We start from the raw sequence: 25,948 nt of genomic DNA, 5'->3' as shown, positions 1-25,948 counted from the left end.
GGCGGGTCCCGTCCGATCCGACGGCGGATGGGTGTGCGGCGTTCCGGGCGCGTTCAACTCCCGGCCACGCGTACCGAGCATCCTTCGGAACGAGAGATTCCGATTGGTGACACCGCTGTGGTCGGGCGCGCCCGCCACCGCACGGAGGGCCCCATGGCCGGAATTGCATCCACCACCGACCGTCGTCGATTCCTCCTCAGCTCCGGTGCCGCCGTCGTTGCGGTCGGCGCCGCCTACGTACTCCCGGGCCAACGCAGCAGCGCGCACCCGGTCGCCGGCCCGGCACCGGGCGACACCGGCGCGGCACCCGCCCGCCCCGCCGTGAAGCGGGCCGCACCGTACGGCGCCACCACGCTCCAGACCACCGCCCGGCTCACCGGCAGCGGAGGCTACCGGCACCTCGTCTCCGGCCCCGGATGGCCCCTGGTCGTACGGGGCGAACTCGCCGCCGCCCGGCGCGGACGCGAGGACCGGCGGGCCGCGCTGGCGTGCTTCGTGCAGTTCACCGACCTGCATGTGGCCGACGTCCAGAGCCCGTTGCGGACCGAGTACCTGCGCGCGGGCTCGCCCGGATCGTGGCGGGGGCAGGAGGCGCTGTCGGTCGCCGGCGCGGTCTCGCTGGTCGAGCAGGTCAACGCGCTCGGCGGCGGCCCCCACACCGGTCGACTCCCGGCCTTCGTGATGTCGACCGGCGACAACATGGACAACAACTCGATGGTGGAGCTGGAGTGGTTCCTGACGCTGATGAGCGGCGGCCGGATCACCCCCAACACCGGTGACCCGGCCGCGTACGAGGGCGTCCAGAACTGCGGCCTCCCGCTGTACTGGCACCCCGACGCCGGCCTGCGCGACCAGGACAAGCTGCGCGGGATGCCACGGATCCCCGGCTACCTGGAGGCCGCGATACGCCCCGTCACCAGCCCGGGCCTGCGCATCCCCTGGTACTCGACGCCCGGCAACCACGACGATCTGCCGGGCGGTTGCCTGGCCCCGCAGGACCCCTTCCTGAGCGACTACGTCACCGGGGCGCGCAAGCTGTTCTCCGTGCCGGATGCCGACGTGGCCGCCTTCAACAAGGTGCAGGAGTCGGGCGACGACCCCAAGAGCACCGTCCTGAAGGAGATCCTGCGGCACAACGCCCGCCGGGCGCGGACCGTCACCGCCGACCCGCGCCGGCGCCTGGCCACCCCGCACGACTACCTCAGGGCACACCTGGACCCGGCCTACGCCGGCGCGGGGCCGATCGGGCACGGGTACACCGAGAACCACCTGGACGGCGACCGGATGTACTACACCTTCCGCATCGCGGACGGCGTCGTCGGCATCAGCATGGACACCACCTACCGCAGCGGCCACTTCGAGGGCTCGCTCGGGGCCGGGCAACTGCGTTGGCTGGAAAGGACCCTGGCCGCCCACAGTGCGCGCCACTACGACGCCGACGGGCGCCTGGTCCGCAACCCCGCCGCCGACGACGCGCACGTCCTCGTCTTCAGTCACCACCACAGCCCGAGCATGACCCGGCGCCCCGACGCGGCCCGCACCGACGAGATCCGGCACGACGGCGCGGAGGTGATCGAGCTGCTGAGCCGGTTCCCGAACGTGGTCGCGTGGATCAACGGGCACAGCCACGTCAACCGCATCACGCCGCACGCCCATCCGGTGCCGGCCCGCTCCTTCTGGGAGGTCAACACGGCCTCCCACGTGGACTATCCCCAGCATGCCCGGCTCCTCGAACTCGTCGACAACCAGGACGGCACGCTGTCGCTGTTCACGACCCTGGTGGAGTCCGCCGCCCCGCACCGGGCGGACTTCGGTGACCTCTCCGCCGTCGGCCTCGCCTCCCTCTACCGCGAGCTCGCCTACAACGCGCCCGGACTCGCCGTGGGAATGGGTAGCGGGGTCCATGAGGAGATGGCGGGTACGGCGGCGGACCGCAACACCGAGCTCCTGGTCCGGCGGGGATAGCGGCGCCGTCGCGGTCCGCTCGGACCGGAACGCGGGTATCTCGCCGGGGCTCGAATGGGGCTTATCGGATGGGTTTTTGGACAAGCCCTTGTGTGAATTGGTGTTTCTCGCGTGATATTCCTGAGATCGCCGAGAGTGTGGGTTATCCGATAAGCGGGGCGGATTCGGGTCGTGGCAGTCGTGAAATTCAGCGTGTCACTGACGAGTTGGGGCAAATTACGCACTAGTTTGCATAGCCGTACGAAGTCGATCAACTTCTGATCGCTTCCGTTCGACCTACCGGAGATGAAATGCGCAAGCTTCGTAAGGCCGCCGTTGTGATCGCCGTACTGGGCAGCGTTGGCCTCCTCGGCGCCGGCACCGCAAACGCCCATGGCGGAAACCAGGGCGGGACGAGCTCCTTCTCCAGCGACGGGGAGGACGGCGGAAAGAAGGGTGGGAAGGATGGGATGTTCAACGTCTCCCAGGGCACACAGTGCCGCTCGCACGACCTGAACATCGACATCCTCGGTGCGGTCGGTGTCCTCGACGGCGCGCTGGGCAACGCGCTCAACGGCGAGGGCGCCGCGGGTGCGCAGGAGACCAAGCTGGGCTCCAGCATGGGTTGTAACAACGAGGCCTTCCACAAGTAAGGGCAGAGCGCCCCGGTATCGAGTCGCGGCTCGATACCGGGGCTTCCGCTTGCCCGGCGGCGGGCTCCGATGCCACGTCAGGGGCCCCGCGCGGTAACTCCCTTGCGCAGGAGGGATCTTGCAACTGCCAGGCAACCCTGGCCAGAGCTGTCCCGTTGCTCCTACGATGCCAGGGAACGGGGAGGGGGACTCGACGTGGGACAGCGTGTGGGGCGGGTGGAGTTCGTCGTCGCATGGGCGATCAGAAACCTGGACGGGCTCATCGCCGTGGGGCTCGGCCTGACCATCGGCCTGATGGACGTCTTCGGCGACGTCATCAGCGACAAGGTGTCGTCCGGCGCGACGCTGCTGGTGCTCGGCACGCTCGCGGTCGGCACGATGACGGAGCGGCTGCGCCGCAAGTCCGACATCCAGGGGGCGTCCGCGGAGACCCGTCGCGCCCTGGAGGACCTCGCCATGGTCCGCTCCCTCTCGGGGGACCAGGTCGGCGACGCGCTGGAACGGGCCCGCGCACAGACCAACCGCTGGTACTTCAAGGGCGGTACCGGCACATATCTGCGCGCCGTCACGCTGCCCCGGTGCGTCGAGGCCGCCACCCGCCAGCGCTCCCAGCTCAGCATCAAGATCGACATCATCAACCCGGCGGAGGAGCAGACCTGCGCCGCCTACGCCCGCTTCCGCCAGACCTTCGCCCGCCGCCGCAACGACGAGTCGGCGCACGCCTGGACCGCCGACCGCACCCGCAAGGAGGCGTACGCCACGGTCCTGGCCGCCTGCTGGTTCCGCCAGCGGCTGGACACCCTGGAGATCAGCGTCCACCTCTCCTCGGGCGTCCCCACCCTCCGCTTCGACCTCTCCGAGTCCTGCCTGGTCATCACCCAGGACGACCCGAACCGCGTCAACCTCCTGGTCGCCCGCGACCAGCCGCTCTACGACTACTACGTCACCGAACTGCACCAGAGCCGCGAACAGGCGGTCCGCCTCGACCTGCGCGGCGTCGCCCCCCTGGGCGACGAGCCCACCGTCGACGAGGTCCGCGCGGTCTTCGACGACGTCGACCTCCCCCTTCCCTCGGTGTTCAGCGACGCCGACGTCGCGGAGATCATCGAGAAAGCCCTGCACGCTGAGGACCCCTACCGGAGGTGAGACGCCTCGGGCGCGGCTCATGGACTACGACACGCTCGACCGACTGCTCCGGCCCGGCACCCCGCGGGAGGCACCCCGCGCCAGCGTCACCGGCGCCCTGGAGGACATCGCCTGCGGCAAAAGGGAGTTACGGGCGGTCCGCCACCCGCTCGGCTTCCTGTGCCTGCCGCTCGTCCGCGACGGCGCCCGCGGCGTCTGCGTCCACCTCTTCGGCACCGGCACCACCGCCGACCCCACCGCGGCCCCCATGCACGCCCACAGCTGGGAGCTGCGCAGCTACGTCCTCTACGGACGGGTCGGCAACCTCCCGGTCACCGTGACGGACGAGGCGCGCACCCCCACCCACCGGATCTTCGAGGTCTTCAGCGCCCCCTCGGGCGTCGACGAACTGCGGCCCACCACCCGCCTGGTGCGCTGCGAACCGGGCCCCGCCGCCTCCAGCGGCAGCGGCGAGACGTACAGCCTGCCGGCCGGGGAGTTCCACGCCACCGTCGTCACCCGCGGGCAGCCCGCCGCCACCTTGGTGCTCGGCCGGTCGCTGCCCGGTCACACCGACCTCTCCCTGGGCCCCCTGCACGGCCGCGGCCACCGTACGGTGCGCCGGCTGTGCGGCGCGGAACAGACCGAACGGACCGTCCGCACAGCACTCAGGAGGATCCATGCCGAGCAGCGCGAGTGACCGGGACGCCGCACCGTACGCCAGCGAGACGCGGGTGGCCGTCGCCGCAGCGGAGGAGGCCGGGGCCCTGCTGCACGGCCGGTTCGGCGCGGCGCGCGCGGTGGGCGTCAAGGACGCCGCGGGCGACGTCGTCACCGACCTCGACCTGGCCGCGGAGAAGCTCATCCTCGCCCGCCTCCAGACGCACTTCCCGCGCGACCGGATCCTGTCCGAGGAGGCGGGCCTCCTCGACGCGGTGGGCAGCCGCACCTGGTTGGTGGATCCGCTCGACGGCAGCAACAACGTCGCGATCGGCCTGACCGTGTACGCCGTCGGCATCGGGCTGTGCGTGGACGGGGCGCCGGTCGTCGGAGTGGTGCACGAACCGGTCACCGGCGCCACCTGGCGGGCCGTCCGCGGCCAGGGCGCGTCCTGCGGCCCGCACCGGCTGCCGGGTCCGTCCGGCGCGGTGCCGCGCAGCGGGCCGGTGGTGGCCTGGACCCAGGGCCACGCGGTGGACCGGGCCGACCCGGTGGCCGCGGGACTGCGGGGCCAACTGGAGCGCCGCACCCGGCGGGTGCTCCAGCTGTGGGCGCCGCTGCTGGGCTGGAGCATGCTGGCGCGCGGCGCGATCGACGGCTTCGTCGGCTACTGCGCGGAGGGCATCGACTTCCCCGCGGGCGCCCTGCTGGCCGCCGAGGCGGGCGTGGAGTTCCGCACCCTGGCCGGCGGCCCCTTCACGGTGTGCTCCGCCGGCCCGGACAGCGACCGCAGCTTCGTCGCCGCCCGCGGCGACACCCTGACCTACCTGCTCGACGTGGTCGCCGCCGCACAGGCGGCCTGAGCGGGGGCCGGCGGTCAGCCCACCGCCAGTGCCGCCGTCGCCGCCAGCGTCGCCGTCACGGCCAGCACGAACCCCGTCCCCATGAAGCGCCGCAGCGGGATGACGGTGCCCTGGCCGCGGCACCGCTCGAACCACAGCAGCGTCGCCAGCGACGCCCACGGCGTGACCAGCGGGCCGACGTTGGTGCCGATGAGCAGCGCCAGCAACTGATGGTGGTTGCCGACCGGCACCGCCGCCTCGCCCGCCATATAGACCGGCAGGTTGTTGAGGACGTTGGACAGGCCCGCGCCCACGCCCGCCGAGCGGAGCATGCCGCCGAGGCCGCCGTCCGGCCCGACCGCCGCCGTCAGCAGCGTGTCCAGCCCGTGTGCGTCCACCGTCTCGACGACCAGGAACATCCCCGGCACCAGCACCAGCAGCCGCCACGGCACCAGCGACCACCGCAACGCGGCCGGGCGCCGCACCGCGAACGCGACGACCACGATCAGCATCGTGGTCAGCGACGCCGACCACAGCGGCACGTCCACGACGAGGATCGCCACCAGGAAACCGGCACACGCCAACGCGCACACCCGGAACAGCAGCGGATCGGCCGACGCCCGCCGCTCCGGCGGTGTGTACCCGTCGGAGCCCCGCCGCCCGCGCCGCCAGTAGAAGCCCCACAGGCACGCCATCGTCACGGCGACGGCGGCCAGTTGGGGCAGGCCCATCGTCGCGGCCATCGCGGTGGGGGAGAGCCCGACCCGGTCCGACGCCAGCAGGTTCGTCAGGTTCGACACCGGCAGCAGCAGGCTCGCGGTGTTGGCGAGCCAGACCGTCGTCATCGCCAGCGGCACCGGCGCGATGCCCACCCGCCCGGCCAGCGCGAGCATCACCGGCGTCAGCAACACCGCCGTGGTGTCCAGGTTCAGCGTGATGGTGGTGAGCGACGCGAAGAGCACACACAGCCCGAACAGCCGCGGATAGCTGCCTCGCCCGGTCCGCGCCACCCACGACGCCACCGCGTCGAACACCTCGGCCCGGCCGGTCAGTTCGGCCATCACGATGACCGTCGCCAGGAAGACCAGCAGCGGCCCGATCCGGGCCATCGCGTCGCCGGCGGGCGCGGCCGGCAGCAGCCCCGTGGCCACGCACACCAGGCCGCAGGCGAGCAGCCCGGCGGCGAGCCAGTCCAGGGGATGCAGACGCTTGAGGAATCGCACGCCCGACAGCGTCGCACACACGGCCGGACGGGGCGGGGGAGAGGGGGAAGATCGGGACCGGCCCGTGCCCGAGCCGCCCACCGCCGCCCGTCCGCGCCCCAACGTCCGTGACCCCCACGCCGGTTGACCGAAATCCCACGTGTCATCCCTTCAACCACCTGCCCCGCCGCACCCCGACCTCCTACGATGGGGACATGGTGACTGACGGGGAACTGCTCGGCCGGACACGTGACTTGGACTTCTTCATCAGCTACTCGCCCGCCGACGAACAATGGGCGTCCTGGATCGCGTGGACCCTGGAGGAAGCCGGGTACCGCACCGTCATCCAGGCGTGGGACTTCGTCGCCGGCACCAACTTCATCGACTTCATGGACCGCGGCGTCAGCGAATCCGTCGCCGTCATCGCCGTCCTCTCCGGCCACTACGGCCGCTCCACCTACGGCCGCATGGAATGGCAGGCCGCGCTCCGCGCCGAACCCGAGGAGCCCGAGCGCAAGCTGCTCACCGTCCGCGTCGAGGACATCCCCATCGAGGGCCTCCTCGCCACCATCACCTACGTCGACCTCGTCGGCGTCGCCGACGCCGCGACCGCCCGCAGCATGCTGCTCACCCGCGTCGGCCAGGCCGTCGAGGGCCACGCCCGCCCCGGTCGCCGCCCCGGCTACCCCGGCTCCGTCACCGCCAGCGGCTCCTTCCCACTGCCCGGGCCCGGCACCCCCGACGACCGGCAGCGTCCGCTCGGCCGCACCGGCTGGTCCGGCCGCCGCCGCCCCGCCCGCGCGCCCCGCTACCCGCAGGCGCCCGGCGCGGCCCGCGACCAGAGCGCCCTGACGGTCCTGCACCTCGCCGGCCCCGATTTCGGCCGCGGCCGCGAACCGGACGCGCTGCGCCGGGAGATCCGCGGCGACCTCGTCGAGCTGAAGGACGCCGGCGCCCCCGCGCCCGACCTCCTCGTCGTCACCGGCGACCTCACCGCGTCCGGCAGCCCCCGCGAATGCGACCAGGCCCTCAGCTTCCTCACCGGGCTGCGCTCCCAGCTCGACCTGCCGCCGCAGCGCGTCGTGGTCGTCCCCGGCAACCAGGACGTCAGCCAGGCCGCCTGCCGCGGCTACTTCCACACCTGCGAGGCCGACGAGGTCCCGCCGCAGCCCCCGTACTGGCCCAAGTGGCGCCACTACACGCGCCTGTTCCGCGGCCTCTACGAGGGCCTCGACACCGTCTTCGACAGCGACCAGCCCTGGACCCTCTTCCCGGTGCCCGAACTCCACACCGTCGTCGCCGGGTTCAACTCCTCCATCGCCGCCAGCCACCGCCCCGACGACCAGTACGGCTTCCTCGGCCGCGACCAGGCCGCCTGGTTCGCCGAGGCACTGCGCGGCTACGAGGAGGAGGGCTGGCTGCGCATCGGCGCGCTCCGCCACCCGCTCACCGGCCGCCGCCGCCCCCAGGACGCCCCCGGCGGCCCCGGCACGCTCCGCGACGTCGACACCTTCACCCGCCTCGCCGCGCCCCGCCTGCACTTCGTCCTGCACGGCCCGAGCGGCGGACCCCGCACCACCGGCGGCGAGCCGTCCCACGACCACCTCCCGCTCCAGAACGGCAGCCTGCCGCTGTACGGTCCGGCCGCCCCCGCCGGGTTCGAGCTGCTGCGCGTCACCGCCGACGGCGTCACCCGCTGGACCGGCGCCGGCGGCACCGAACCGGCCGCCTTCCCCGTCACCTGGCACGGCGCCGGACGGATCTTCACCCCGCCCGGCGAGCCCGTGACCCCGCCCGCCGCCGCCCCGCCCTCCGACCACCGCGCCGTCGACGAACCCGTCGACTCCCTCGCCGAACGCGTCAAGGAGGTCTGCCGCGCCCGGCAGGAAGGCGTCCGCCTCCGCGACGTGCCCCGCGCGGCCCCCGACGACCTCGCCCAGCTCATGGTCACCTGGAGCGACGAGGGCGTGGTACGCCAACAGCGCATCGCCGTCCACCCCGGCACCCCCACCGACGCCGAACTCGACCGCTTCCTCGCCCAGGCGCACGCCACCGACACCGGCTCCGAGGCCGAACTGGTCCACGACGGCCCGCCGCCCGCGCAGTCCCTGCGCGAACGCGCCGGGCGCCGCGGCGTCCGGGTCCGCAGCTTCCTGGAGTTCCAGGGCCTCCTCGACCTGCGCGGCTACGTCACCGCCCAGACCGCCCGGTTGAGCAACGACGACCGCTACGCCCCCGACCTCTACCTCCCACAGCGCTACCGCGACGCCGAACGCTCCGAGGCCGACGAGCGCGACCACCTCGTCGAGGCCATGCTCCAACTCCTGGAGACCGACCACGGCCGCTTCATGCTGCTCCTCGGCGACTTCGGACACGGCAAGACCTTCGCCCTGCGCGAGCTGGCCCGCCGCATACCCGAACGCCTCCCGCACCTCACTCCGCTGCTGATCCCGCTGCACACCCTCGACCGCGCCCACAGCCTCGAAGGGCTCGTCGCCGCCCACCTCGCCGGCCACGACGTCGACACCATCGACCTGCGCGCCCTGCGCTACATGCTCGGCCAGGGCCGCGTCGTCCTCCTCTTCGACGGCTTCGACGAACTCGTCAACCGCGTCAGCTACGACCGCGCCGCCGACCACCTCCAGGTGCTCCTCAACGCCGCCGTCGACAACGCCAAGATCGTGGTCAGCAGCCGCACCCAGCACTTCAAGTCGCAGGACCAGATCCTCACCGCACTCGGCGAACGCGTCGGCCTGCTCCCACAGCGCCGCATCCTCGCCGTCGAGGGCTTCGTCCCCGAACAGATCCGCGCCTACCTCGTCAACCGCTACGGCGACGAGGAGACCGCCGACCGCCGCTTCGAACTCCTCGGCAACATCCCCGACCTGCTCGCGCTGTGCGCCAACCCCCGGCTGCTCAGCTTCGTCGCCGACCTCGACCCCGACCAGCTGCGCGCCGTCGCCGGCGCCGGGCGCGCCCTGAGCCCCGCCCGGCTCTACGAGGACGTCTTCACCGCCTGGCTCGCCCACGAGGAGCGCCGCGGTCAAGGCGGCCCCGGAGCCGCCCCCGGCCTCACCCTCGACCACCTCTGGGCCGCGGTCACCGCCCTCGCCCGCCGCCTGTGGGAGACCGGCCGCAACGGTCTGCACCTCGACGAGCTGACCGACACCGTCGCCGCCGCCCTCGCGGGACTCGCCGGCACCACCCTCACCACCCAGGAGAGTGCGCAGGCCATCGGCGCCGGAAGCCTGCTGATCCGCACCGACGACGGCCTGTTCCAGTTCATCCACGGCTCCGTCGTCGAATGGCTCATCGCCCGCGAGGCCGCCGACCGCCTCGCCGACGGCGACAGCACCCTGCTCGCCGCCCGCCCGCTGAGCGCCCTCGCCGTCGAGTTCTTCTGCGACCTCGCCGACCACGACCTGAGCACCGCCTGGGTCCGCACCGTCCTCAACGCCCCCGGGCCCGGCGTCAGCGACGCGGCCCGCGCCAACGCCGTCCGCGTCATCGACCGGCTCCGCGTCCCCGCCGGCGCCGACCTGCGCGCCGCCCGCCTCTCCGGCGAGGACCTCTCCGGCCGCGACTTCTCCGGCGTCGATCTCACCGGCGCCGACCTCACCGACACCCGCCTCATCGGCGCCAACCTCTCCGGCGCCGTGCTGCGCGACGCCCGTCTCAACGGCGCCCGCCTCGACCACGCCGACCTCTCCGACGCCGACCTCTCCGGTGCCGACCTGCGCGGCGCCCGGCTCACCCGGGCCGATCTGCGCGGCGCCCGCCTGACCCGCAGCCGCTGGCACCGCGCCGCGCTCATCGACCCGCTCACCGACCCGCAGGTCCGCGCCGCCCCCGAACTGCGTACCGCCGCCCTCGCCCCCGGCATGCCCGTCGAGGTCGGCTTCCGCCCCGCCGCCGTCGGTGTCCCGTACGGCTTCGACATGCGCACCAGCCGGCTGCCCGAACCCCTCTCGTACAGCCCCGAGGGCGAACTCCTCGCGGTGGGCAGCGAGGACGGCGGGGTGCTGGTCTGCGCCGCCGACACCGGCCGCGCGATGCGCACCCTGCACGGCCACGAAGGCCGGGTCTACGCCGTGAAGTTCCGCTCCCGGGTCCTGGCCACCGGCGGCGCCGACGGCACCGTGCGGCTGTGGGACCCGGTCTCCGGGCGCCAGCTGCACCGCCTGGACGTCCACCCCGGCGGCGTCTGGCCGGTCTCCCTCGACGAAGCCGGCACCGTCGTCGCCACCGGCGACGCCGACGGCCTGGTCACCCTCTGGGACACCGCGACCGGCGAACCGCTGCACCAGCTCCCCGGCCACACCGCCCCCGTCTACACGGCGGTGTTCGGCCCCGACGGGCACACCCTCGTCACCGGCGACGCCGCCGCCAACCTCCGCATCTGGGACACCCGCACCGGAGAGTGCACCGGCAGCCTCGACGGCCATGAAGGCGCGGTGTTCCGCGCCCGGTTCAGCCCGGACGGCACTCTGTTGGCCACCGGCGACCGGGGTGCCGAGGCCGGCGACGGGCTCCGGCGGCGACGTGGCCACGGCACGGTCCGCGTCTGGCGTCTCGCCGACCGCCGCCTGCTGCACACCTTCACCGGCCACACCGGACGCGTCTACACCCTCGACTTCCATCCCAAGGGCACCCTCCTCGTCAGCGGCGACACCGACGGCCAGGTCCGGTTGTGGGACCCGGTCGTCGGTGCCCCCGCCGGAGCCCTGGAACGCTGCACCGGCGCCGTCTACCAGGTGATGTTCGGCAACGGCGGACGCCTCCTCGCCGCCTGCGACAGCGACGGCACCGTCCGCCTGTGGCGGGTCGCCCTCTCCGGCGGTCACCGCGCCATCAGCCTGCTGCGCCAGCAGCCCGTCGAACACCGCGGCTCCGCCTGGGCCTGCCGCTTCCGCCCGCAGGACAGTCAGCTCGTCACCGTCGGCAACGACGGCGGCGCCCAGATCTGGGACGCCGACACCGGCCAGGGCAAGCGCATCCTGCGCGGCCACGGCCGCCGGGTCAACACCGTCGCCTTCAGCGCCGACGGCTCCCGCCTCGCCACCAGCGGCAACGATGGCATCGTCCGCCTGTGGGACGCCCGCACCGGCCGCCGCACCGCCGAACTCACCGGCCGCGGTGACCGGTTGATCTCCGCGGTCTTCAGCCCCGCCGGCCCGATACTCGGCACCGCCAGCAACGACGGCGACGTCTATCTGTGGAACGCCGTGACCGGTGAGTACCTCCGCGAGATCGACGTGGAGACCGACCACACCTGGGCCGAGGCGTTTAGCCCTGACGGCACACTGCTCGCCACCGCCAACGACGACGACTCCGTCCGCCTGTGGTGGCGCGCCACCGGAGCTCACCTCGCCACCCTCTCCGAGCACCGGGGCCGGGTGCGCTCCATCGCCTTCCGCGGCGACGGCACCGCCCTCGCCACCGGTTGCGACGACGGCCGGGTCCGCCTGTGGGAGCAGGAGAGCGGCCGTCTGGCGGCCGAACTCGACGGCCACGGCGACCGCGTCTACGCCGTCGCCTTCGGCGCAGGCGACGACTGGCTGGCCAGTGCCTCCTGGGACGGCACCGCCATCATCTGGCGCGACGGCGCCCCCCGCCACGTGCTGGCCGGACACTACGGACGGCTCTGGACGGCCGTCGCCCACCCCCGGCTGCCACTGCTCGCCACCGCCGGTGACGACCGCGTCATCTGCCTCTGGGACGCCCGCACCGGCACTCGCCTCGCCCGCCTCACCGGCCACACCGGGCGGGTCTTCTCCCTTGCCTTCAGCCCCGACGGCACCCGCCTGGCCAGTGGCGGCGAGGACGGCACGGTCCGGCTGTGGAACGTCCCCGCACCGGACGGCCCGCCCACCCCGCACGCCACGCTCCTCGGCGTCCCCGGTGGCTGGGCGGCGCTGACCCCCGAGGGCGGCTACAAGTACGAGGGCGAGGTGGACGGCGAGTTCTGGCACGTCGTCGGCATGGCCCGCTTCACCCCCGGCGAACTGGACGAGTACCTTCCGGGCGTTCACCGCCTTCCGCTCGACGCGGAGTTGTGACACCGCGGGACGCGACGGACCGCGCCGCCGCGGTGGGCCGGGCGCATGGGGCGTCCGGCCCGCTCCCGCCCCGGTGAACGGGGCCACTCATCAGGGCCCGGCCGCGTCCGCAACGGGCCGATCGTCGCTGTATCGATCGCTGCTGCACTTGATGTTCGGCGACACCTGCTGATGTCCGCCGGCGGGCTGTGGGCCCTCCGGATCCAGCGCGGACGCCGCAGGTCGCGCTCTCCTCCCGTCCGTCGTGAGGGACGGACGCACAGGCGATGCCGCATCCACGGAATACCCCCCTGGGTATCTCTGTTAGGGTGAAGGAAATACCCCCCGGGGTACCTCATCCGGAAGGAGCCGTCACCGTGTACTTCGTCGACACCCTGGAGATCGCGGGCCTGGGCAACCGCAGCTATCTGGCCGGCGGGCCGCGGACCGCGGTCGCCGTCGACCCGCCGCGCGACATCGACCAGGTGATCGCCGCCGCCGCCCGTCGCGGAGTGCGCCTCGCCTATGTGGTCGAAACGCACCTGCACAACGACTACGTCTCCGGTGGGCTGGAACTGGCCCGAGTCACCGGGGCCCACTACCTGGTCCCGGCCCGGGCGCAGGTGTCGTTCGCCCGCACCGCGGTCGCCGACGGCGACACCGTCACCGTGGACGAGGGACTGGTGCTGCGCGCGATCGCCACACCGGGCCACACCCCGCACCACACGTCCTACGCGCTGGAGGACGAGGGGCGCCCGGTGACCGTCTTCACCGGCGGGTCGCTGCTGATCGGCGCCGTAGGCCGTCCGGACCTGGTCGAACCTCGACTGACCGAGCGGCTGGCCCGTGCCCAGCACGCCTCGGCCCACCGGCTCGCGGATCAGCTCGGCGACGAGGTGTCGGTACTGCCCACCCACGGGTTCGGCAGCTTCTGCTCCGCCACCCAGGCCGAGGGGAGCCCCACCACGATCGGCCAGGAGCGCAGGACCAACGACGCACTCACCCTGGACGCCGACACCTTCGTCGCCCGACTGCTGGCCGGTCTGGACGACATACCGGCTTACTACGTGCACATGGGCCCGACCAACGCCGCCGGCCCCGCCCCGCTCGACCTCACTCCGCCCGAGCTCGCCGACGCCGCGCAGATCGCCGAGCGACTGGCGGCGGGGGAGTGGGTGGTGGACCTCCGCAACCGGATCGCGTTCGCCGAAGGGCACGTTGCCGGGTCGCTCAACTTCGAGGGGGAGGGCCAGCTCGCCACGTATCTGGCCTGGCTGATCCCCTGGGGCAAACCGGTCACCCTGCTCGCCGAGACACCAGGACAGATCGCCGAGGCGCAGCGGGAGTTGGTCCGCGTCGGCATCGAGCGACCGGTCGCGGCCGCCATCGGCACCCCGGCGCGCTGGGTCCCCGAGGGCAAGGCGCTCGCGTCGTTCCCGCGCGCCACCTTCGCCGACCTCGCCGCCGCACTGACCCGCGGCGCGCGTCCGGTGGTCCTCGACGTGCGCCGGCACTCCGAACGCACTCAAGGGCATGTCGAGGGCTCGACGCACATACCCCTCCACCAGCTCCACCACCGCCTGGACGAGGTGCCGGACGGCACGGTGTGGGTGCACTGCGCCGGTGGCATGCGCGCGGCGATCGCGGCCTCCCTGCTCGACGCCGCGGGGCGGCAGGTCGTCGCCGTCGACGACGGTTTCGCCGCCGCGGCCGCAGCGGGACTCCCGCTCGCCCGCCCCTGAACTCCCGCCCCCCCTCACGCGAAGGCACGTCATGCTCCACTTCCGCCGCGGCCCGGACGGCCGCCACATACCCCGACCGGCGCCCGCTCCGACCGGCGTCGGCGCGCCGTCACGACACCCGGTCCCGGAGCCCTGCGGGCGGAGCGGACCGCTCTCGTGACCGCCCTGCTCCTGGCCCTGCTCGCCGGGGCCCTGGTCGGCCTGGCGCTCGGCGCCCTCGGGGGCGGCGGCAGCGTCCTGGCCGTTCCCGCGCTGGTCTACCTGCTCGGGTTCACCCCCGCGGCGGCCACCACCGCCAGCCTGTTGATCGTCACCGCGACCTCGCTGACCGCGCTCTACGCCCATGCGCGCGCGGGCCATGTGCGGTGGCGGACCGGCGTCGCCTTCGCGGTCGCCGGGATCCTGCCCGCCGCCCTCGCCGGAGCCGCCGCCGCGCACCTGCCCCAGGCCGTTCTCACCCTGGCCTTCGCCGTCATCGCCATGCTGGCCGCGGCCCGGATGCTCCGGCCGGCCCGCCCGTCGGAGTCGACCGGGGACCGTCGACCGCGGCCGGCGAAAGCGGCGGGCGTCGGAGCGGGACTGGGGGCCCTGACCGGGCTGCTGGGTGTGGGCGGAGGGTTCCTCGCGGCCCCGGCCCTGGTCACCGTTCTGGCCTTCGACATGCAGGCCGCCGTCGGCACCAGCCTGCTGGTGATAAGCGTCAACTCCCTGGCCTCGCTGGCCACCCGCGCCGCCTCGACGGTCACCCTCGATTGGGCGGTCGTCGGCCCGTTCGCCGCCGCGGCGATCCTGGGCGCCTGGGACGGCAAACGCCTCGCGGCGAAGGTCTCCGGCCGCGGCCTGCAGCGGCTCTTCGCACTCGTGCTGCTGACGGTGGCGGCGTTCATGCTCGTCGACGCGCTGCCCCGACTGGGTCGGCCGACATGACCGGGACCGGGGTCGGTCCGCTGGGTCAGAGCCGGCCCGGGGCCCGTCCGACCCTGACCCAGCGGGCAGACCCTAGGCCAGCGACAGGAACAGCTTCTCCAGGCGGGCCCGCATCTGGTCGCGATCCCCCGGGGCCTGCGCCCCGTCGGCCATACAGTGCTGCAGACCCGTCGCGATGATCGCGAAACCGGCCCGGTCCAGTGCCCGTGAGACCGCCGCGAGCTGCGTGATCACGTCCTCGCAGTCCCGGCCGTCTTCGATCATCTTGATGATCCCGGCGATCTGCCCCTGCGCCCGACGCAACCGGTTGAGCACACTCTTGAGCTCATCGGCCGCCATCGCCATCTCCATGACATCCTCCTGAAATACCCCCCAGGGTATACTACTCCGTGTGGTCCCCCCACCGGACGAAGCGCAAGGAAAGGGAAACCCGCACATGAGCGCCTCCGCCTCCGTCACGACCGTAGACATCGCCCGTGCCGCCGAGCACCTGCACCATTACACCGTCATCGACGTGCGCACCCCCGGCGAGTACGCCGCCGGGCACCTCCCCGGTGCCCACAACATCCCCCTGGACCACCTCGACGCCGCCCTGCCCACGCTCAAGGTCACGGCGGCACGCGCCGGACTCCTGATCGTCTGCGCCTCCGGCAACCGCTCCGGCACCGCCTGCGCGCAACTCGCCGCCGCCGACATCCCGGCCGCCTCGCTCACCGGCGGCACCGCCGCCTGGGCCCAGCAGGGCCACCCGGTCGACCGGGATGATCGTGCCGCAACCAGCTGGCCCATGGAGCGCCAGGTCCGCCTCGCCGCCGGCTCCCTCGTCGTCGCCGGCCTCGCCCTGGGCACCCGCTACCGACGCGCCCGCTGGCTGTCCGCCGCCGTCGGCAGCGGCCTGGTCTTCTCGGCCGTCACCAACACCTGCGGCATGGCGGTCCTGCTCGCCAAGCTCCCCCACAACCAACCCCGCACCGCCGACCTCGACGCCACCCTGGCGGCCCTCGGCCGCTGACCCCCACCACCGGCCGCCCCGACCGGGCCGGCTCAGGGGCGGGGCTGCTGCTGGGTGACGCAGTGGATGCCCCCGCCGCCCGCGCCGAGACCGTCGATGTCGAGCTGTTCGACGACCCGGTCCGGGAACAGCCGCTGGAGGGTCGCCTTGGCCGCGGCGTCGGCGCGGGCGTCGCCGAACTGGGCGGAGATCACGGCACCGTTGCACACGTAGTAATTCGCGTACGCCGCGACGAACTTGGGGTCGGTGGAGCGGATGAGCTTGTAGTCGGGGCCCTGGAGCCGGGTGACCGCGAAGGGCGTGCCGTGGGCGTCGGTGGACGTGGAGAGGATCCGGTACTGCCGGCGGGCGTCCTGCGACCAGGCGTCGGTGTCCGTGGCGAGCGGCATCTGCACGAGCCCGGCGGCGGTGGCCGGGAACCTCGACGTGGCGTCGACGTGGTCGTCGGTGATGTCCCGGCCGGCCACCCCGTCGAACCAGATCACCTGGTGCGCCCCGTAGGCGTCGCACAGCGCGGATGCGATCTGCGCCTGGGTCAGGTCGGGATTGCGGCGGGTGTTGATGAGGCTGCTCCTGGTGGCCATGAGCGTGCCGTTGCCGTCGGTCTCCACGGCACCGCCCTCGCCGACGAAGCCGGCGGCGGTGAAGGGGACTCCGAGGTGGGCCGCGATCCGTTCGGCGACCAGGGCATCGCGGCCGTGGGGCTGCCTGTTGCCCCAGCCGTTGAAGTTCGTGCCGATGGCGTCGAGACCACCGGCGCCGTCGGTGCGGAAGACCGGGCCGGTGTCCCGCATCCAGCAGTCGTCGACCGGGATCGTGTCGAGCACGGTCACGGAGGGCCCGCAGGTGCTCCGGGCGGCCGGGGCGCCGGCGGGGTTGGCACACAGGGTGACGGGTTCGTACTGCGCGACGGTGCGTGCGATCAGGGCGATGTTCGCCTGGACGTCCGGCAGCTTCGGCCCCCAGACGTCGGTGCTGTCGGGCCAGGCCATCCAGGTCCTGGTGTGGGCGACGGTGTCGATCGGGACGGCGAGGCCGGACGCCGCGGCCGGTGCCGGGTCGGCGGCGGCCAGGGCCCTGCCGGCGCCGGACGCCGCCCAGGCGGCACCGGCCGCGGCGAGTCCCGTGGCGGCCAGGAAGCTCCTCCTGCCGAGCGGACGGTGGGAAGGGGTGCGGGGCGCGGAGCGGTCGGTCATCTCGGAACTCCGATCAGTCGTGCGCACGGTGGTCGTGCGCGGGCCGGCGGTGTACGGGGCGGTGGTGCAGGGGCCGGTGGTGTACGGATCGTTCGTACGGATCGGTGGTGTGTACGGGACTCGCGTGCGGTGCCGGTGCGGCTACCGGGTACGGCGGGCCGTGGCGATGGCCCGGGGATCCCACCCGGGGCGGGGGACCGAGTCCAGCAGCAGCTGGGTGTAGGGGTGTTGGGGTGAAGCGAGGACGTCGGCGGTGCCGCCGGATTCGACGATCCGCCCCTGGTGCATGACGACGATGTCGTCGGTGACGCAGCGGACCACGCCGAGGTCGTGCGTGATGAACAGATAGCTGGTGCCGGTCTGCGCGCGGATGTCGGCGAGCAGGTTGAGGATCTGTGCCTGCACCGAGACGTCGAGTGCGGCGACGGCCTCGTCCAGGACGAGGACGGCAGGCTCCACCGCCAGGGCCCGGGCGATGGCGACCCGCTGCCGCTGGCCGCCCGAGAGCTGCCGGGGCAGTGCCCCCGCGGCCCGGGTGCCCAGCCCGACCTGGTCGAGCAGCTCGGCCACCCGACGGGAGGGGTCGGCCCGGGGGAAATGAAGCCGCAGGGTCTCCCGCAGCGCCGCGTCGACGCTGACTCGCGGGTCGAGCGAGAGGTAGGGGTCCTGGAAGACCATCTGCACCTCGCGGGCGCGCGCCAGCCGGGCGACCCGTCCGCGGGCCCGGCCGCCGCGTTCCCGGCCGCGCACCACGACCCGGCCGGCGTCCGCGCCCTCCAGGCCCACGACGATGCGGGCGGTGGTCGTTTTGCCCGAGCCGGACGCGCCGACGATGCCGAGCGATCCACCGGTGCGCAGGGCGAACGTCACGTCGTCCACCGCACGGACCGTGCCGTACGCGCGGCACAGCCCGATCACCTCCAGCGCGGGCTCAGTCATGGCCGGGGCTCCCTTCGAACCGGTCGCTGTGGTGGCAGGCCACGAGGTGGCCGGGTTCGCCCGGCACCGCGCGCTCGCCGGGCGCCTGCTCCGCGCAGACGGCGGTCGCGGACGCACAGCGCGGCGCGAACGGACAGCCGGTCAACTCCGTGCGCAGGTCCGGAGGTTGGCCTTCGAGGGCCGCCAGCCGTCCGCGGGGCGCGTCGAGCCGCGGGGTGGCGGCCAGCAGCGCGCTCGTGTACGGGTGCCGCGGCCGGGCGAACAGCGCCTCGGCGGAGCCGGACTCGACGATCCGCCCGGCGTACATGACGCACACCCGGTCGCTGATGGCCGCCGCCAGGCCGAGGTCATGGGTGACGAAGAGCAGCCCGGTGCCGAAGCGTGTGCGCAGGTCCGCGAGAAGGGCGACCACCTCGGCCTGGCTGGTGACGTCGAGGGCGGTGGTGGCCTCGTCGGCCAGGAGCAGGGCGGGTTCGCCCATCAACGCCGCGGCGATCATGACGCGTTGGAGCATGCCGCCGGAGACCTGGCTCGGGTAGCGGCGCAGCACCGCGGGCGGGAGACCGACGGCATCGAGCATCTCGCCGGCGCGCTCGTCGGCCTCGGCCGCCGGCGCCTTGGTGTTCAGGCGCAGGCTCTCGGTGAGGAAGTCGCCGATGCGGCGCAGTGGATTGATGGCCGCCCTGGGGTCCTGGAAGACCATCGCCGCGGTGCTGGTGCGCAGGGTACGGAGCTGCTGGGGCGGCAGGGTGAGGACGTCCGCGCCGGCGACCTCGATGCGGCCTTCGACGGTGGCGCCCGGTGGCAGCAGACGCAGGACGCTGCGCGAGGTGAGGGTCTTGCCGGAGCCGGACTCGCCGACCAGGGCGACGGTCCCTCCGGCGGCGACGGCGAGGTCCACGCCGTCCAACACCGGTCGGGCGGTGTGGGGAAGGCGCAGCCGCAGACCTCGGATGTCGAGGACGGGCGGGACGTCGCGCGCGGGAGGGGCGAGCGGGGCGTTCATCGTGGATCCCTCCTGGCAACCTCGTCCGCCCAGCGTTCGCCGACCACGTTGAAGGCGACGACGGTCAGCACGATCGCCGCGCAGGGCAGGACCGCCGACAGGGGGTAGCCCTGTTGGACGGCGGTCTGACCGTCGAAGACCATCCGGCCCCAGTCGGGGGTGAGCGCCGGGACGCCCAGGCCGAGGAAGGAGAGCCCGGCCAGGTCGATGAGGGAGTATCCGAAGTTGATGGTGGACTGGGCGAGGACGACGGGGGCGATGTTCGGCAGCACGTGGCGCAGACAGACCTGGACGCCGGAGTGCCCTTGCACCACGTAGGCGCTGACATAGGGGCGTTCGCGTTCGGCGAGGACCAGGGACCGGGTGAGCCGGCTGACGTACGGGAGGTAGGCGACGGCGAGGGCGAGGACGGGCGCCATGAGCCCCTCGCCGTACACCGAGACGATCAGGATCGCGAGCAGCATCCCGGGGAAGGCGAAGACCAGCTCCGCACTGCGGGAGAGGACCGAGTCCAGCCAGCCGCCCCGCCACGCCGCGGTCGCGCCGACCACGACGCCCGCCAGGGACGAGAAGGCGACCACGCCGAGCGGGCCCAACAGCGAGGTGCGGGCGCCGATGAGCAGGCGGGAGAGGGTGTCGCGGCCGGAGGCGTCGATGCCCAGCGGGTGGGACACCGCCGGTCCGGCGAGCGCGTTCCCGAGATCGACCGCGTTGGGGTCGGCCGGGACGAGCCACGGGGCGAGCAGTGCCGCCAGCACCAGCAGGGCGACGCATCCCAGGCACAGCAGATACAGCGGTGCGCCCGCGGTGCGGATCCGGACGAACCCGGGCCTGTGCACGAGGAGGTCCGCGGTCATCCGGCCGACCTCCCGGGAGCGTGGGCGACACGGGGGTCCACCAGTGGATGGAGCAGGTCGACCACGAGGTTCACCGCCATGAACAGTCCGACCATGATCAGGGAGATGGCCTGCACGGTGGGGAAGTCCTTTGTGGTGATGGACAGTTCGAGGAGCTGGCCGATGCCCCCGACGCCGAACGCCGACTCGACCAGGACGGTGCACACCAGCAGGGTGGAGACGATCAGGCCAACGGTGGTGAGCACCGTGCCCAGCGCGTTGCGGAACACATGGCGGCTGATGACCTTGTGCCTGGGCACGCCGCGGCTGAGTGCCACGGTGACATGTTCCTGGCCGAGGACGTCGAGCATGGCGCTGCGGCCGACCCGGGCCAGCATGCCGATCAGGTACAGCGCGAGGGCGACGGCGGGCAGCGTCAGGTGCCAGAGCATCTGTCCGAGGCCCTCTCCGGTACCGCCGGCGGGGAACCAGTGCAGTCGCAGCGCGAACAGGCCCTGGAGCAGGACCGCGGCGACGAAGGACGGGGTGCCCACGGCGAGCGCGGTGGTCACCAGGATCGTTGCGTCCACGACTCCACCGCGGACCGCGCCGATCCGGCCCAGCGTGAGACCCACGACCAGCACCAGGACCAGCGCCATGGCGACCAGGAGCAAAGTGGCCGGAAGCCGGTCCGCGAGGAGCCGGGACACATCGGTGCGGTAGGTGATCGAGCGGCCGAAGTCGCCGTGCAGCAACCGGCCGAGCCAGCGGACGTACCGGACGGCGAAGGGGGCGTCGAGGTGGTACTGCGCGTTGATGGCCCGGAGGGCCGCCGGGGAGGCGGACCGCCCCGCCAGGAGGAAGCTCGCCGGGTTGCCGGGCGCCAGATACATCGCGCCGAAGATCACGAACGAGGCGCCGAGCAGCGTGGCGACCATCTCGGCCAGCCGCCGGAGCGCGAAACGCAGAACGCTCATCGCGCGGCCCCGACGTCCGCGGCCCAGGGGTAGTACAGGTAGGAGATGGTGGTCGGTGCTCCGGTGATCCGCTTGTTGAGGAAGACGGCGGTGGGCCACTCGGCGACCGGGATCCACAGGACCTGCTCGGCCGCCTTCCGCTGTAGCTCGGCCTCGATGCCGAGCCGCCGGGCCGGGTCGTCGGTGGCGCGGGCCCGGTCGACGAGGGCGTCGTAGGCGCGGTCGTGGTAGCCGGCGTAGTTCTGGTAGGCGCCGGTCCGGAAGTTGCTCAGCAGGTCCAGCGGATCGGTGATGGAGTCGTAGTACGTCTCCGGGAACATGTCGATCCCCTCGCGCGCCTCGGGATCGGTGAACAGCGCGGTGAAGGCGTTCGGCGCGATGGTCTTGAGCCGGACCCGTAGCCCGATCTGGGTGCCGGCTGCTTGCACCGCGGTGGCCAGCAACGACACGTCCTGGCCGACGGAACTGGTGGCGATGGTGACCGTCTTGCCGGTGGCCCCCGCCTCCTCGACGAGCTTCCTGGCCGCGTCCACGTTCCGTGCGGTCGGCGGCAGTCGGTCGAAGGCGGCGCGTCGGACCGCCGCGGGGGCGGCGGACCAGGCGGCCTTGGTGGTGAGGGAACCGGTGGCGGCCCCCGCGCCGCTCAGGCCGGTCCTGACGAAGCCCCGCCGGTCCAGCGCCAGGGACAGCGCACGACGGACCCGGACGTCGCCGAGCGGACCGCGCATGTTCGTGATGTTGACGTTGACGGTGCTCAGTCCCTCGCCGAAGGAGAGGGTGCCGACACCGCTGGAACGCAGCGCGGCGTAGCTCTCGGTGGGGATGAGGTACCCGCCGTCCACCTCGCCACCGAGCATCGCCTTGGTCCGCGCGGAGGAGTCGGGGAGGAAGCGGAACAGTACCTTCGCGGCCTTGGCCCTGGTGCCCCAGTAGCCCTCGAAGCGGCGCAGCTCCAGGGACTGGCCCTTGCTCCAGGTCCCGAGCCGGAAGGGACCGGTGCAGTCCAGGCTGCCGGAGGTGCCGTAGTTCTGGCCCGCCGCACGCACGCCGGACCGGCTCGCCACCACTCCGGCCGCGGTCGCCATGTACTGGGGGAACTGCGAGTCGGGCCGCTTGAGTCTGACGGTCACCTGAAGCGGTCCGGTCTTGGTCAGGGCGGCGACGTTCTTGAAGACCGAGGCCCATGCCGCCCCGTTGGCCGGGTCCGTCTGCCGGCCCAGGCTGAACACCACGTCGTCGGCGCTCAGTACGCCGCCGTCGTGGAAGCGCACCCCCGGCCGAAGGTCGTAGACCCAGGTCAGCGGGTCGGGATGGGTCGCCTTCCGCGCCAGGCCCGGGGCCAGCGCCAGCCGGGGCGTCCACCGCATCAGGCTCTCGCAGACATTGGAGAGGATCATGTTCTGCGGGTAGTCGAAGGCGGAGAGGTAGTCGAGCGTGGGCGGTTCCGCATACAGCGCCCAGCTGAACGAGTCGATCTCGCCCCTGGCGGCGGGGGTGTTCGCGGACAGCCGGAAGTCCGTTCTCGTACCGGACGCCCCGACACCGGGCGGTCCCGCGCAGGCGGACGTCAACAGGAGGGCGGAAAGGGCCCCGGCCGCGAGGGCCCGCCGGGAGGGGCGGCGGCTCCCCGGCCGGGGTGGTGGGATGGGCATCGATGCGGTTCCTCTCCGTATACGGCGGAACGGGTCGGGCAGGGAGGGGCGGCCGGGGCGCAAGGGCGGCGGACGTCCCCGGCCGGCTCGGGTGACAGGTGCTCAGGCCCGGGGAGCCACGGCGGGGACCTGCTGCGTGATGCAGTGGACCCCGCCCCCGCCGTGGGCGAGCGCGCGGGCCGGTACGCCCACCACCTTGCGGTCCGGACAGGCCGCGGCGATGACGGCCAGCGCCTCCGCGTCCTGCGGCAGGCCCGCGACCGGTACGACGACACCGCCGTTGGCCTGGTAGAAGTTGAGGTACCCGACCTCGACCGGCGCACCGGCGACCTCGACGAACGCGCTCTGCGGGAGGTCGACGATCTCCAGGCGGCGCCCGTGGGCGTCCGTGCTGGCCGCCAGCACCGCGCGGTTGGCCCGCATCCGCGCGTAGTCGGGGTGCGCGGGGTCGTCGGGCAGCTGCACCACGACCTTGCCTGGAGCGACGAACGCGCAGACGCCGTCGACATGCCCGTCGGTCTCGGTGTCCAACAGGCCGCCGTACGGCAGCCAGATGACCTTGGTGACACCGAGCCGGGTCGCCAACTCGGCCTCGATCTCCGCCCGGCTCATCCCCGGATTGCGGTTGGGGTGGAGCAGGCACTGCTCGGTGGTGATGAGTGTGCCCGCGCCGTCCACGGTGATCGCACCGCCCTCCAGGATCATCTCGGAGCGCACGGCACGCTCGCCGAGCAGTCCGAGCAGCAGGCCACCGACCCGGTCGTCGGCTTCGAACGGATGGTGCTTGCCGCCCCAGGCGTTGAACCGGAAGTCCACGCCGGCCCGCCCGCCGTCGGGGCCGAGCACGAAGAGGGGCGCGGAGTCGCGGAACCACGAGTCGTCCAGGGGCAGTTCGAGCACCTCGATGCCCGCTCCGCACCACGCGCGGGCCTCGGCGCCGTGGCCGGGCGGCGCGACCATGGTCACCGGCTCGAACTCCGCGATGGCACGGGCCACGTCCGCGTACTCCTGTCGGGCCGTCTCCAGCACGGTGCCCCACAGGTCGTGCCGGGTGGGCCAGGCCATCAGGCAGCGCTCGTGTTCGGTCCACTCGGCGGGCATGCGGAAGTCCATGGGAACTCTCTCTTCTCCGGCTTTTCCGGGGTGGTGGGAGGGGGCGGCCGCGGGTGAGACGCGGCGGGTGCCGAGACGGCAGAGGCGCGGGGCGGACCGTGCGTCGGCCCGTATGCGGAGGCCCGGCACAGGGTGGGCCGGCGGTGTGCGGGAATCCTGCCCCGAACTGAAAATTCAGTCAAGGAGTGGCGCGTGAAGAAGCCTGCGGGTTTTCACGCGAAGCGGATCGTCGGAGCGCGACATCCGAGTCGCGGTGCAGCCGGGCCTGCCGGACGGCCCCGGGGCGAGCGCGTCGCGGCCACGACGGGGCCCGCTCCGCGCGCAGAGCCGCACGGAGCCTCCGGCGCGGCCGGCTACAGGAAGTACAGCCGGCCGAGCGACGTCTTCTGCTGCGGATCGGAGCGGATCGGTTCTCCGTCCAGCGTCACCAGTCCGCTCTCCCCGTCGACCTGCACGGCGCCCAGACGTGCGTTGTGCACCAGGTCGGCGGGTCCGATACCCCGCGTGCCGTGCACGGCCACCCTGCGGCGCCGGGTGGCCAGCGCGTCGTACGGTCGGCCGAACGTCCCGGACTCGGCGGCGGCCCGGCTGACGAACGCCACCGACAGGTCGGCCGCCGTCGCACCGTGCGCCCCGAACAGCGGTCCCAGCACCAGGGGTTCACAACGGTCATTGGCGGCGTTGGGGTCGCCGGTGACGCCGTAGGCGGGGAAGCCGGATTTGAGGACGAGTTGGGGTTTGGCGCCGAAGTACTGGGGTTTCCACAGCACGATGTCGGCCATCTTGCCGACTTCGATGGATCCGATCTCGTGGGAGAGGCCGTGGGCGATGGCGGGGTTGATGGTGAGTTTGGCGATGTAGCGCAGTACCCGGGCGTTGTCGTCGTGGGCGCCGTCGCTGGCCTCCCCGTCACGGGCAAGCAGGGGCCCGAGTTCGGCCTTCATCTTGCCGGCCATGGCGAAGGTGCGGCGGACCGTCTCGCCGGCCCGGCCCATGCCCTGGGCGTCGGAGGAGGTGATGCCGATTGCCCCGAGGTCGTGCAGCACGTCCTCCGCGCCCATGGTGCCGGCCCGGATACGGTCCCGGGCCATGGCCGCGTCACCGGGCAGATCGGTCTTCAGATCGTGCACCGAGACGATCATGCCGTAGTGCTCGGCGACCGCATCCCTACCAAAGGGCAGGGTGGGGTTGGTCGAGGAACCGATGACGTTGGGGACACCAGCCATCTTCAACACGTTGGGGACATGCCCGCCGCCGCAGCCCTCGATGTGGAAGGCGTGGATGGTCCGGCCGTCCAGGACCCGCAGGGTGTCCTCGACCGACAGGCATTCGTTCAGCCCGTCGGAGTGCAGGGCCACCTGGACGTCGTACTCCTCGGCGACCCGCAACGCGGTGTCCAGCGCGCGGGCATGCGCACCCATGTCCTCGTGCACCTTGAAACCCAGGGCACCGCCCTCGGCCAGCGCCTCCACCAGCGGCGCCTCACCGGAGGACGAACCACGGCCCAGGAAACCGATGTTGACCGGCCAGGCATCGAAGGCATTGAACGCATGCCCCAACGCCCAGGGCGAGTTGACACCGACACCCCACACCGGACCGAACTCCTGGCCGATGATGGTCGTCACGCCGGAGGCCAGCGAGGCTTCCATCACCCGCGGGGACAGCAGGTGGACATGGGTGTCCACCGCGCCCGCGGTGGCGATCATGCCCTCGCCCGAGACGATGGACGTGCCGGTACCGACCACCACCTCCACCCCGTCCAACGTGTCCGGGTTCCCAGCCCGCCCGATGGCGTGGATACGGCCCTCGCGGATACCGATGGAGGTCTTGCGGATGCCCTGGATCGCATCGATGACCAGCACATTACTGATCACCACATCGCACGTCTCCCGCACCGAGGCGGCCTTGAGATGCAGACCGTCACGGGCAGTCTTGCCAAAGCCCGCCAGGAACTCCTCACCGGGCTTTTGCGAGTCGGCCTCGACCCGGACCACCAGCCCACAGTCACCAAGGACCACCCGGTCCCCGGCCCGCGGACCATGCACCGACGCGTACTCATAAGGGTCAATGCTCCTGGTCATCCC

At 72.9% G+C, this 25,948-nt stretch carries 19 protein-coding genes; 9 read left to right on the top strand and 10 right to left on the bottom strand.

Features of this window, described 5'->3' with window-relative positions; all coding sequences use genetic code 11:
- Positions 1 to 153: 153 nt before the first annotated feature.
- The 5 genes from MOV08_RS01760 to MOV08_RS01740 all read left to right on the top strand — a co-directional run bounded on the left by MOV08_RS01760 (position 154) and on the right by MOV08_RS01740 (position 5,245).
- Positions 154 to 1,965: a TIGR03767 family metallophosphoesterase gene (locus MOV08_RS01760; RefSeq protein ID WP_275305883.1), complete on the top strand. Its 1,812-nt coding sequence runs from the start codon at positions 154 to 156 to the stop codon at positions 1,963 to 1,965.
- 290 nt (positions 1,966 to 2,255) lie between these two features.
- Positions 2,256 to 2,597 (top strand): hypothetical protein, encoded by a 342-nt coding sequence (locus MOV08_RS01755; RefSeq protein WP_275305882.1) that lies wholly within the window; start codon positions 2,256 to 2,258, stop codon positions 2,595 to 2,597.
- Between the two features lie 195 nt (positions 2,598 to 2,792).
- Positions 2,793 to 3,743 carry a hypothetical protein gene (locus MOV08_RS01750; RefSeq protein WP_239009880.1) on the top strand — a complete coding sequence of 317 codons (951 nt, stop codon included), beginning with the start codon at positions 2,793 to 2,795 and terminating at the stop codon, positions 3,741 to 3,743.
- 19 nt (positions 3,744 to 3,762) lie between these two features.
- Positions 3,763 to 4,422 (top strand): hypothetical protein, encoded by a 660-nt coding sequence (locus tag MOV08_RS01745; protein ID WP_275305881.1) that lies wholly within the window; start codon positions 3,763 to 3,765, stop codon positions 4,420 to 4,422.
- Positions 4,403 to 5,245 (top strand): inositol monophosphatase family protein, encoded by an 843-nt coding sequence (locus MOV08_RS01740; protein WP_275305880.1) that lies wholly within the window; start codon positions 4,403 to 4,405, stop codon positions 5,243 to 5,245. Before MOV08_RS01745 ends, MOV08_RS01740 begins: the two co-directional genes overlap by 20 nt.
- A 14-nt stretch (positions 5,246 to 5,259) precedes the next feature.
- Here MOV08_RS01740 and MOV08_RS01735 read toward each other — a convergent pair whose 3' ends face one another.
- A complete protein-coding gene (locus tag MOV08_RS01735; protein ID WP_275305879.1) occupies positions 5,260 to 6,447 on the bottom strand; it encodes an ArsB/NhaD family transporter in 1,188 nt (395 codons plus the stop codon).
- A gap of 194 nt (positions 6,448 to 6,641) precedes the next feature.
- On the opposite strand from MOV08_RS01735, the gene MOV08_RS01730 reads away from it, so the two are divergent.
- The 3 genes from MOV08_RS01730 (at position 6,642) to MOV08_RS01720 (ending at position 15,133) form a co-directional block, all read left to right on the top strand.
- Entirely contained in the window at positions 6,642 to 12,485 is a 5,844-nt protein-coding gene (locus tag MOV08_RS01730) for a WD40 domain-containing protein (protein ID WP_275305878.1), read from the top strand.
- A 356-nt stretch (positions 12,486 to 12,841) separates the two neighbouring features.
- The gene (locus tag MOV08_RS01725) at positions 12,842 to 14,206 is read left to right on the top strand and encodes an MBL fold metallo-hydrolase (RefSeq protein WP_275305877.1); all 1,365 of its coding nucleotides are present in this window, start codon (positions 12,842 to 12,844) and stop codon (positions 14,204 to 14,206) included.
- A gap of 156 nt (positions 14,207 to 14,362) precedes the next feature.
- A complete protein-coding gene (locus tag MOV08_RS01720; RefSeq protein WP_039628927.1) occupies positions 14,363 to 15,133 on the top strand; it encodes a sulfite exporter TauE/SafE family protein in 771 nt (256 codons plus the stop codon).
- Positions 15,134 to 15,205: 72 nt separating this feature from the next.
- On the opposite strand, the gene MOV08_RS01715 is transcribed toward MOV08_RS01720, so the two are convergent.
- The gene (locus MOV08_RS01715) at positions 15,206 to 15,484 is read right to left on the bottom strand and encodes a metal-sensitive transcriptional regulator (RefSeq protein ID WP_275305876.1); all 279 of its coding nucleotides are present in this window, start codon (positions 15,482 to 15,484) and stop codon (positions 15,206 to 15,208) included.
- Between the two features lie 85 nt (positions 15,485 to 15,569).
- On the opposite strand from MOV08_RS01715, the gene MOV08_RS01710 reads away from it, so the two are divergent.
- Positions 15,570 to 16,145, top strand: a complete 576-nt coding sequence (locus MOV08_RS01710) for a rhodanese-like domain-containing protein (protein WP_275305875.1) — start codon at positions 15,570 to 15,572, stop codon at positions 16,143 to 16,145.
- Between the two features lie 32 nt (positions 16,146 to 16,177).
- On the opposite strand, the gene MOV08_RS01705 is transcribed toward MOV08_RS01710, so the two are convergent.
- From MOV08_RS01705 to MOV08_RS01670, 8 genes are all read right to left on the bottom strand, one after another.
- Positions 16,178 to 17,341 carry an agmatine deiminase family protein gene (locus MOV08_RS01705; RefSeq protein ID WP_275305874.1) on the bottom strand — a complete coding sequence of 388 codons (1,164 nt, stop codon included), beginning with the start codon at positions 17,339 to 17,341 and terminating at the stop codon, positions 16,178 to 16,180.
- 141 nt (positions 17,342 to 17,482) lie between these two features.
- Positions 17,483 to 18,280 carry an ABC transporter ATP-binding protein gene (locus MOV08_RS01700; protein WP_275305873.1) on the bottom strand — a complete coding sequence of 266 codons (798 nt, stop codon included), beginning with the start codon at positions 18,278 to 18,280 and terminating at the stop codon, positions 17,483 to 17,485.
- Positions 18,273 to 19,286 carry an ABC transporter ATP-binding protein gene (locus MOV08_RS01695; RefSeq protein ID WP_275305872.1) on the bottom strand — a complete coding sequence of 338 codons (1,014 nt, stop codon included), beginning with the start codon at positions 19,284 to 19,286 and terminating at the stop codon, positions 18,273 to 18,275. The genes MOV08_RS01700 and MOV08_RS01695 overlap by 8 nt, the downstream gene beginning before the upstream one ends.
- A complete protein-coding gene (locus tag MOV08_RS01690) occupies positions 19,283 to 20,143 on the bottom strand; it encodes an ABC transporter permease (RefSeq protein WP_275305871.1) in 861 nt (286 codons plus the stop codon). The genes MOV08_RS01695 and MOV08_RS01690 overlap by 4 nt, the downstream gene beginning before the upstream one ends.
- Complete coding sequence (locus MOV08_RS01685) at positions 20,140 to 21,099, bottom strand: ABC transporter permease (protein ID WP_039628915.1); 960 nt, start codon at positions 21,097 to 21,099, stop codon at positions 20,140 to 20,142. Before MOV08_RS01685 ends, MOV08_RS01690 begins: the two co-directional genes overlap by 4 nt.
- Positions 21,096 to 22,751 (bottom strand): ABC transporter substrate-binding protein, encoded by a 1,656-nt coding sequence (locus MOV08_RS01680; RefSeq protein WP_275305870.1) that lies wholly within the window; start codon positions 22,749 to 22,751, stop codon positions 21,096 to 21,098. The genes MOV08_RS01685 and MOV08_RS01680 overlap by 4 nt, the downstream gene beginning before the upstream one ends.
- Before the next feature lie 102 nt (positions 22,752 to 22,853).
- Positions 22,854 to 23,864, bottom strand: coding sequence for an agmatine deiminase family protein (locus tag MOV08_RS01675; protein ID WP_275305869.1), 1,011 nt, complete (start codon positions 23,862 to 23,864; stop codon positions 22,854 to 22,856).
- A gap of 353 nt (positions 23,865 to 24,217) precedes the next feature.
- Positions 24,218 to 25,945, bottom strand: coding sequence for an urease subunit alpha (locus MOV08_RS01670; RefSeq protein ID WP_275305868.1), 1,728 nt, complete (start codon positions 25,943 to 25,945; stop codon positions 24,218 to 24,220).
- Positions 25,946 to 25,948 lie beyond the last annotated feature (3 nt).

Origin of the sequence: Streptomyces yunnanensis (assembly GCF_029011865.1) — a bacterium.
Lineage (GTDB): Bacteria > Actinomycetota > Actinomycetes > Streptomycetales > Streptomycetaceae > Streptomyces > Streptomyces yunnanensis.
The sequence above is the reverse complement of the archived record's forward strand: the minus strand, read 5'-3'. Positions and strand labels throughout refer to the sequence as shown.

Bases quoted from the DNA above. Each gene is read 5' to 3' on its own strand.
- MOV08_RS01740 (WP_275305880.1), top strand. From the start codon at position 4,403: ATGCCGAGCAGCGCGAGTGACCGGGACGCCGCACCGTACGCCAGCGAG.
- MOV08_RS01670 (WP_275305868.1), bottom strand. From the start codon at position 25,945: ATGACCAGGAGCATTGACCCTTATGAGTACGCGTCGGTGCATGGTCCG.
- MOV08_RS01695 (WP_275305872.1), bottom strand. From the start codon at position 19,286: ATGAACGCCCCGCTCGCCCCTCCCGCGCGCGACGTCCCGCCCGTCCTC.
- MOV08_RS01730 (WP_275305878.1), top strand. From the start codon at position 6,642: ATGGTGACTGACGGGGAACTGCTCGGCCGGACACGTGACTTGGACTTC.
- MOV08_RS01680 (WP_275305870.1), bottom strand. From the start codon at position 22,751: ATGCCCATCCCACCACCCCGGCCGGGGAGCCGCCGCCCCTCCCGGCGG.
- MOV08_RS01745 (WP_275305881.1), top strand. From the start codon at position 3,763: ATGGACTACGACACGCTCGACCGACTGCTCCGGCCCGGCACCCCGCGG.
- MOV08_RS01685 (WP_039628915.1), bottom strand. From the start codon at position 21,099: ATGAGCGTTCTGCGTTTCGCGCTCCGGCGGCTGGCCGAGATGGTCGCC.
- MOV08_RS01705 (WP_275305874.1), bottom strand. From the start codon at position 17,341: ATGACCGACCGCTCCGCGCCCCGCACCCCTTCCCACCGTCCGCTCGGC.
- MOV08_RS01675 (WP_275305869.1), bottom strand. From the start codon at position 23,864: ATGGACTTCCGCATGCCCGCCGAGTGGACCGAACACGAGCGCTGCCTG.
- MOV08_RS01755 (WP_275305882.1), top strand. From the start codon at position 2,256: ATGCGCAAGCTTCGTAAGGCCGCCGTTGTGATCGCCGTACTGGGCAGC.
- MOV08_RS01700 (WP_275305873.1), bottom strand. From the start codon at position 18,280: ATGACTGAGCCCGCGCTGGAGGTGATCGGGCTGTGCCGCGCGTACGGC.
- MOV08_RS01710 (WP_275305875.1), top strand. From the start codon at position 15,570: ATGAGCGCCTCCGCCTCCGTCACGACCGTAGACATCGCCCGTGCCGCC.
- MOV08_RS01760 (WP_275305883.1), top strand. From the start codon at position 154: ATGGCCGGAATTGCATCCACCACCGACCGTCGTCGATTCCTCCTCAGC.
- MOV08_RS01690 (WP_275305871.1), bottom strand. From the start codon at position 20,143: ATGACCGCGGACCTCCTCGTGCACAGGCCCGGGTTCGTCCGGATCCGC.
- MOV08_RS01715 (WP_275305876.1), bottom strand. From the start codon at position 15,484: ATGGAGATGGCGATGGCGGCCGATGAGCTCAAGAGTGTGCTCAACCGG.